A 1,311-nucleotide genomic window follows, 5' to 3' on the forward strand; every position below is an offset into this window, starting at 1 on the left:
GGCAAGATCATGCGGCGCCTGTTGCGCTCGCTCGCGAAGGGCGAGGAGATCACGCAGGACGTATCGACGCTGGAAAACCCCGCCGTTCTCAGCCAGCTTGGCATGCCCCTTTAACGGAATATCCACGACGTTTCCGCAGGCGCGCCAAGACGCTCCGGATCGTATTTTCTTACCTGATGGAGACAGACAATGAGCACCGCATCAACCCAAATGAAGTCCGTGAATCCGGCACCCCTTGGCCTGGCAGGCTTCGCCCTGACGACGTGGCTACTGAGCATGATCAACGCGGGATGGTTCACGGGCGATTCCATGAACATGGTACTGGCGTGTGCCCTCGCCTACGGCGGGACCGCGCAGGCGATCGCGGGCGTGATGGAATTGCCGCGTGGGAACACGTTCGGCGCCACCGCATTCCTTAGCTACGGCGCGTTCTGGTGGTCACTGGCACTGTTCGTCCTGTTCCTGCACGCGAAGGTTCCAGCCGCCTTCATCGGCTGGTATCTGTTCCTGTGGGGCTTCTTCACGTTCTATATGTGGCTCGCCACGTTCCGTTCGCCACGTGCGCTTCAACTCGTCTTTCTCGCGTTATGGATCACATTCTTCCTACTCGCCACCGGGGAATGGACGAGTTCGGTCGCGTTGCGAGTGGCGGGCGGGTACGGTGGAATGTTGACGGCCCTCCTGGCGTTCTACTTGTCCGCGGCGACCGTTCTTAACGAGACGTACGGAAGGATGGTCCTGCCCATTGGAGATGTGCAGGCGGTGCAACCGCGCGTTGCCATGTCCTGAGAAGCATGCCGATAGCCGCCGGTCCAGGTGGTCCGCTACCGATACCTGGACCGCTGGCCCGCACCACGACGCATGCGCAAGACCGCCGACAGCGCGTGGGGCGTGCTCCGAGGGTACGATCGTCCAGTCCTTGGTAACCATGCCGATTCACTATCTCCGAACCCTGACCGCCCGCAAACGCACCGACGAAGCCAACCGGCGGCTTGGCCTCGCACTCGCGTTCGTCGCGGGCGCGGCGAATGCCGGCGGTTTTCTTGCGGTAGGGCAGTACACCTCGCATATGTCAGGCATCGTTTCTGCGCTTGCTGACAACCTCGCGTTAGGGGACTTTCTTCTCGTCGTCGCCGGCTTGAGTTCGCTTGCCGCGTTCATCGTGGGAGCGGCCACATCGGCGATGTTGATCAACTGGGGACGACGGCGTCAAGCGCAAAGCGAATTTTCGACACCTCTGCTTCTCGAAGCGGTACTGCTGCTGTGCTTCGGGTTATTGGGATCGAATCTCGAACATCACCGGCTCATGTT

At 60.9% G+C, this 1,311-nt stretch carries 2 protein-coding genes; both read left to right on the plus strand.

What is annotated here, in order from left to right; all coding sequences use genetic code 11:
• Positions 1-189: 189 nt before the first annotated feature.
• Entirely contained in the window at positions 190-789 is a 600-nt protein-coding gene (locus tag AWB68_RS45035) for an acetate uptake transporter (protein WP_087650467.1), read from the plus strand.
• Positions 790-928: 139 nt separating this feature from the next.
• Positions 929-1,311 (plus strand): YoaK family protein (locus AWB68_RS45040; protein ID WP_143282067.1); only part of this gene is annotated, 383 nt, incomplete at its 3' end.

Origin of the sequence: Caballeronia choica, from assembly GCF_001544535.1 — a bacterium.
GTDB classification, from domain to species: Bacteria; Pseudomonadota; Gammaproteobacteria; order Burkholderiales; family Burkholderiaceae; genus Caballeronia; species Caballeronia choica.

Excerpts from the sequence above, each read along its gene's own strand:
- AWB68_RS45035 (WP_087650467.1), top strand. The coding sequence starts at position 190 with ATGAGCACCGCATCAACCCAAATGAAGTCCGTGAATCCGGCACCCCTT.